Source organism: Bartonella sp. SD1336NMGDW (genome assembly GCF_042193565.1).
In the GTDB taxonomy this organism is placed as follows: domain Bacteria; phylum Pseudomonadota; class Alphaproteobacteria; order Rhizobiales; family Rhizobiaceae; genus Bartonella; species Bartonella grahamii.
The window spans coordinates 14,019-20,759 of the sequence record NZ_JBHILW010000012.1 but is presented as its reverse complement, the minus strand read 5'-3'; the positions used below and the strand labels follow the sequence as shown (position 1 = coordinate 20,759).

Genomic DNA, 6,741 nt, shown 5'->3' with positions numbered 1-6,741 from the left:
TGGAACTTCAGCAACCATTGCTTCTGTTGTAATCAGAAGGCTAGCAATTGAAGCCGCATTCTGGAGAGCAGAACGCACAACTTTCACTGGATCAACAATTCCCAAAGCAATCAAATCACCAAATTCACCCGTGGCGGTATTGTAACCATAAGTGTCAGCATTATTTTCCAACACTTTGCCCACAATAATCGCGGCTTCTTCACCGGCATTGGTTGCGATTTGACGTGCTGGCGCTTGGAGAGCACGACGAACGATATGAATACCAGCTTCTTGGTCAGGATTACTTCCCTTAACGGTCAACGCATTTGCTGCACGCAACAATGCGGTACCACCACCAGCAACAATACCTTCTTCAACAGCAGCACGTGTTGCATTCAAAGCATCATCAACACGGTCTTTCTTTTCTTTCACTTCAACTTCTGTTGCACCACCCACACGGATAACAGCAACACCACCAGCGAGTTTAGCAAGTCTTTCTTGCAATTTTTCACGGTCATAGTCAGAAGTTGTTTCTTCGATCTGAGCCTTGATTTGATTAACGCGAGCAGTAATTTCAGACTTTTGTCCAGCACCATCAATAATGGTGGTGTTTTCTTTAGAAATATTGACTTTCTTTGCACGTCCAAGCATATCCAAAGTGACATTTTCAAGTTTAATGCCCACATCTTCAGAAATAACCTGTCCGGATGTTAAGATTGCGATATCCTCTAACATTGCTTTACGGCGATCACCAAATCCTGGAGCTTTTACAGCAGCAATTTTCAAACCACCACGCAACTTGTTAACCACGAGCGTTGCCAAAGCTTCACCTTCCACATCTTCAGCGATAATGAGAAGTGGTTTTCCAGATTGCACAACAGCTTCAAGCACAGGAAGAAGAGATTGCAAATTAGACAATTTCTTTTCGTGAATGAGAATGTAAGGATCATCGAGATCAGCGACCATTTTCTCAGCATTTGTGACAAAATAAGGGGAAAGATACCCACGGTCAAATTGCATACCTTCAACGACTTCTAATTCCGTTTCAGCGGTTTTAGCTTCTTCCACGGTAATGACGCCTTCATTGCCCACTTTTTCCATAGCATCAGCGATCATTTTACCGATTTCAGCAGCGCCATTAGCAGAAATGGTTCCTACTTGTGCAATTTCTGCTGAAGTTTGGATTTTTTTTGCTTTTTTGAAGAGGTTTGCCACCACTTCATCCACAGCAGCATCAATCCCGCGTTTAAGATCCATTGGGTTCATGCCCGCAGCAACAGCTTTAACGCCTTCTTGCACAATAGCTTGTCCTAAAACAGTTGCTGTTGTTGTTCCATCACCAGCGATATCATTGGTTTTAGAAGCAACTTCGCGCAACATTTGTGCACCCATATTTTCGAACTTATCTTCAAGTTCAATTTCCTTTGCAACGGATACACCATCTTTTGTGATGCGAGGCGCACCGAATGATTTATCAATCACCACATTACGACCTTTAGGGCCGAGTGTCACCTTAACAGCATTAGCAAGGATGTCGACACCGCGCAACAAACGCTCACGCGCTTCACGGCCAAATTTGACTTCTTTAGCAGCCATTTAATTTCTCCTTGGAGTTTTCTCAAAATAGTACACAATGAAAAACTAAGTGCTTCAATTAGCCCATAATTCCCATAATGTCAGATTCTTTCATGATGAGGAGATCTTCCCCATTAATCTTGACTTCAGTTCCAGACCATTTTCCAAAGAGGATACGGTCTCCTGTTTTAACTTCTAAAGGCACGCGCTTTCCGTTATCATCGAGAGCGCCATTGCCAACAGCAATCACTTCGCCTTCTTGGGGTTTTTCTTTTGCTGTATCAGGGATGATAATCCCACCAGCCGTTTTATTTTCAGATTCAACCCGACGGACAACGACACGGTCGTGAAGTGGGCGGAATTGTATATTAGCCATGTTTTAAATCCTTAAAACTGAACATAATTGCATTAATCTTAAAAGTTCTTGCTAGCACTCATAGCTTGAGAGTGCTAGTATGAGTTAGATATAAAATCGGCATCTCTTAATGTCAAGAATAGCCATAAAAATAATTTCTCTAAATGAAGCTTCAAAGTCTTGCCTCTTATTGCACTTTCGCGTTATCTATCTTTTTGAGAACCCGTGAACAAAAAAGGATCTTATCATGGTTGAAACACGTCAGGAAACGGATAGCTTTGGAACGATTGCGGTACGTCAAGATCGTTATTGGGGCGCACAAACTGAACGTTCTCTGCATAATTTTAATATTGGTAGTGAAAAGCAGCCTCTTGCCATCATCTATGCCTTAGCCCTTATCAAAAAGGCTGCAGCTGTTGTAAATATGGACAAAGGAAAACTACCAGAAAATATTGGAAAAGCAATTATTGCCGCCGCCGATGAAGTGCTTGCCGGCGATTTTGATACGCATTTTCCACTCTCCGTTTGGCAAACAGGTTCTGGCACACAAAGCAATATGAATGTCAATGAAGTCATTGCTAATCGTGCCAGTAAGATTTTGGGAGGAAAACTTGGAAGCAAAAAACCAGTTCATCCCAATGACCATGTCAATATGAGTCAATCATCGAACGATTCCTTTCCCACAGCGCTTCACATTGCCACCACGTTGCAAACACGCCAACACTTACTACCAATTCTTGAAGCTCTTATTGCTACATTAAAACAAAAAGAGCAAGAATTTGCAGACATCATTAAAATCGGCCGCACCCATACCCAAGATGCAACGCCTTTAACCCTAGGGCAAGAATTTTCAGGCTATCGTGCCGCATTAGAAGCCAATCTTCAGCGCATTGAAAATGCTCTAACCGATGTCCACATGCTTGCTCAAGGTGGCACGGCTGTTGGCACAGGGCTGAATGCACCAAAAGGTTTTGACATTGCTTTTGCAAAAACAGTGAGCGCTTTCACAGGAATAACGTTCCAAACTGCCAGCAATAAATTTGAAGCACTCGCCCATCATGGCGCCCTTGCGCATTTCCACGGAAGCTTGAATGCTCTCGCTGCTGATCTGTTTAAAATTGCAAATGACATTCGGTTTTTAGGCTCTGGTCCACGTTCCGGTTTAGGGGAACTCAGTCTTCCTGAAAATGAACCCGGATCTTCTATTATGCCCGGCAAAGTTAACCCCACGCAATGTGAAGCCTTAACCATGGTCGCATGTCAAGTTTTTGGTAATCACACCAGCGTAACCTTTGCCGCAAGTCAAGGACATTTTGAACTCAACGTTTATAAACCTGTTATTGGCTATAACGTTTTACAATCAATTACCCTTCTTGGTGATTGCATGCGCTCTTTCGATATGCATTGCATTCAAGGATTACGAGCCAATCGCGTTCATATTCACTCGCTCATGGAGCGCTCACTCATGTTAGTCACAGCTCTTGCACCAGAAATTGGCTATGAAAAAGCTGCTGAAATTGCCAAAGCAGCGCATAAACACGATACAACTTTGCGCACCGAAGCATTAAAAGCTGGCGTTTCTATAGAGGATTATGACCGATTAGTTGATCCCAAAAAGATGATTGCTCCCCAATAAACAACCCACTAAAAAAGATGTAAACGTCTTAAAACAAATCTTTCTGTCAAAAGATCGGGGTGTAAGCACACACCCCGATGATGACCGATAACGATTACCCACAGCGTTCATTTTAGGCTCTGGTCCACATTTCTACTCTTGTCTCAATCAGATAATGTGTTTATTTATAACGACAATCTAGCGTTATCCATATTGAATGAGAATCCTCAATACCATAGGATTTTCCCGTTTTAAATCTGTCCTATGTTGAATCAATCAAAATCACTCACTTGCACATCACAAGCGAGATAAATGTGTGGCGAAGTGAATGTGTGGATAGAAATTGTATAAGATAAGAAAGAACTAAACACGCCTCTAATGAACCGCCTCAACTGCCAAGGGCTGTCACAACATTGTGGAGAAGTCTGTCACAACAGCCACGGGCTGGCAAATATAATGATGATGCCGGCTTGCTTCTTTATGAAGCGTAAAGATAGGGTGCTCAATGGCTTTATCGTTATACCATTCACGAGCCACCATCGTGAAATGGGTCTGGGAGCATTTTTATAAAGCGTGAAGATAGAAGTGCTCAATAGAGGAACAGCTGTTGGAAAAAAACTCAATGCACCGAAAGGTTTTGGACTTTGCTGAAACAATCAGCTCTCTGACGGGGATATCCTTGACAACTCGCAAGAAATTTGAGGCATTTACCCATCATAGCGCCCTCACCCATTTCCGTAAAAACCTAAGTGTACGCACTAATCTCTTTAAAGTTAATCTCTTAAAAATCACCAACGACATTCAGTTTTTAGGCTCTCATCCACGTTCCGGCTTTAAGCGAACGAAAAGGAGAATTTATCGTTTTACATGGCGCATGAGAAACCTCATGAAACTTTAAATTCTCGCACTTTTCTCCTTCTTATTCTTCGTATTCCATTCAAGCAATAAAAACTATTCGCAATCAAAACTATTCGCTTGGATTGTCATAAGCAAAAGTGGCATATAGATAAAAAAAGAAATAAAGAAATAAAGTCGCTCATCCTCTCAAGTGCTCAAAAGGCTATCGCAATACAAAGCTACGCAATATCAGAAACGAGAAAAGAATATGATAGTGCCAATACGCATTTTGCCACTAATTGAATATTAAGTACAATGATATCAATCATAGTGGATAATATATTTAACACTGAGTAGCAAAGAGTGTTTTTAATATATATAAAATAATGTTTTTTTAAACAAATAAAAAGCTCGTTTACTATACTATAATTTTTTCTAAAACAAAGAGAACTCTGAAGAGGGTGTATATAAAAAATACTGAAAAATCAATACAAAAGCGGGATAATAGCATGAAAGAAAGTTTTAAGAACGCTTAAATATGGGTAATTATAGATTTTTTGAGTATTTTAATTTTCATAATGATATTAAATATAGATTTCTTTAACCAATTTGTATATAATACACTTTGTATTCGAAATAAACTGGGGACGTTTTTTATGAAAACAAAATGTTTAATTGCACTATCTATTTTCACTTTCATTACCACTTCAACAGCGCAAGCAGCAGATACGGTAATCTTTGAGCAATCAAAACCGAAGGTTTCATTGCAAAATGATTCATCGTCACGTATCTCACCGGTTACTGTTTCTGCACCTTTTTCTTGGTCTGGTTTTTATTTTGGAGGACAAATTGGATATTTTTCCAGTAAAAATATTCTAGATTACGCACAAGAAGCCAGGGATGGAAAATGGGCTTGGGTTGATAGAACTCTATCACCGAAACCATCAGGATTGAGAGCAGGTTTGTATGCAGGTTCTAATATTGATCTGGGAGATGACCTTGTTTTCGGTTTTGATACGGACATAGTCTGGTCTGGGAAGAAAAGCACCCAAACAGACAATGGAAAGAAAATTCTAAATGAATTAGACTCCATTAACATTGCCTTTAAAGAAGCTGGGATTCCTATCATAAAACCTGCAGCTCAGGATGAAACAATCCCCAACTATGGTGACATTGTTGTCAGCAGTGTAACATTAAAAGAAACATGGTCTGGTGCTGCGCGTGCGCGTATTGGTTTTGCTTCCCATCGTCTTATGCCTTATATTGCAGGGGGTGTAGCCTATACACAGATGCAATATATCATGTCACTTTTATCAAAATCGCAAGAAGATTCGACAATTTTTGCTTCTGGCGATGTGTTAGATAAGACAAAAACAATGCTTGGTTACACTATTGGTGGTGGTTTTGACCTTGCAATGACAGATAATATCATCATGCGTACAGAATATCGTTATTCAGATTTTTTTAAAAAGAAATTTGCAAACGATGACCTTAAAATCTCTTCTCAAACGCATGATTTTCGCTTTGGTATCGCTTATAAATTCTAAGTTTTGTAGAAAAATTGAACTATTAAAAACCCCTGTTAAAAACGGGGTTTTTTTATGCCTCTTTCCCCCCTAAAAAGACCTAGATTCTAAAAACTAGGACTAAACTGTAAACAAATAGTCATGAAACAATAAAGCCTCTCCTCTTTTAAAGCAAGCTCCTATCCTCTCACCCTTCCATGTAATGCATTTGGAATATAAAAGCTTTACCATCATACCACTGGGCGCCATCGTAAAATACGCCATCATAAAATAAATGAGAGCAGTTATTAAGAGATATTGCTTTAAAATAACTATGGATATTGTGCATCAATTGCAGTTTTATAGGGTGATGTTAACTTGGCCTCCCCACTCTCGAAGGATCAAGATTCTAAAAACCCATTTTTAAAATCATATCCGTTTATAAAAGCACAACAACTCTTGGGGACCCTTGAGGAGGGAGCTTCTCTTGGCACCTCCCCGTGGAATGCCCTTAAACCTAAAGCAAAAAAACAAACTTAAGAATATCCAACACACACTGAAAAAAATACTGCAACCTTTCAAGGAAGTATGCCCTATATGACCACACTTCAAATGACAGTGTTTTACAGCTATTGCATACCAAAGTAGAGAAAGGATATTGCGGTTCTCTGTTTATGTAATTTCTGTAACGGGGAGACAGCTTCATTTGGGGAGAATATGAAATTGTCAAGGCAAAAACCAATTTCCAACCTTACTATTTCCTTTTACTTCGGTTTTACGACTTTCAAAAACCTCTAAAACACAATCTTTTAAGCCTCTAAAACTCCTGTCTTTTAAAGAGTGGAGATTACGCATTGCCTCATGTTTTTGTTTCT

At 39.8% G+C, this 6,741-nt stretch carries 4 protein-coding genes and 1 pseudogene; 3 read left to right on the top strand and 2 right to left on the bottom strand.

Features of this window, described 5'->3' with window-relative positions:
• Both groL and groES read right to left on the bottom strand, forming a co-directional pair.
• Positions 1 to 1,575 (bottom strand): chaperonin GroEL (gene groL / locus ACFIKH_RS07065; protein WP_375644485.1); only part of this gene is annotated, 1,575 nt, incomplete at its 3' end.
• A gap of 58 nt (positions 1,576 to 1,633) precedes the next feature.
• Positions 1,634 to 1,930 (bottom strand): co-chaperone GroES, encoded by a 297-nt coding sequence (gene groES, locus ACFIKH_RS07060; protein ID WP_005774667.1) that lies wholly within the window; start codon positions 1,928 to 1,930, stop codon positions 1,634 to 1,636.
• A gap of 226 nt (positions 1,931 to 2,156) precedes the next feature.
• Here groES and fumC point away from each other — a divergent pair, with 226 nt between their 5' ends.
• From fumC to ACFIKH_RS07045, 3 genes and pseudogenes are all read left to right on the top strand, one after another.
• A complete protein-coding gene (gene fumC, locus ACFIKH_RS07055) occupies positions 2,157 to 3,545 on the top strand; it encodes a class II fumarate hydratase (protein WP_375626454.1) in 1,389 nt (462 codons plus the stop codon).
• Between the two features lie 576 nt (positions 3,546 to 4,121).
• A pseudogene (locus ACFIKH_RS07050) lies at positions 4,122 to 4,356 on the top strand (lyase family protein); the annotation flags it as partial.
• 661 nt (positions 4,357 to 5,017) lie between these two features.
• A complete protein-coding gene (locus tag ACFIKH_RS07045; RefSeq protein WP_375649085.1) occupies positions 5,018 to 5,908 on the top strand; it encodes an outer membrane protein in 891 nt (296 codons plus the stop codon).
• The last annotated feature ends 833 nt before the right edge of the window (positions 5,909 to 6,741 follow it).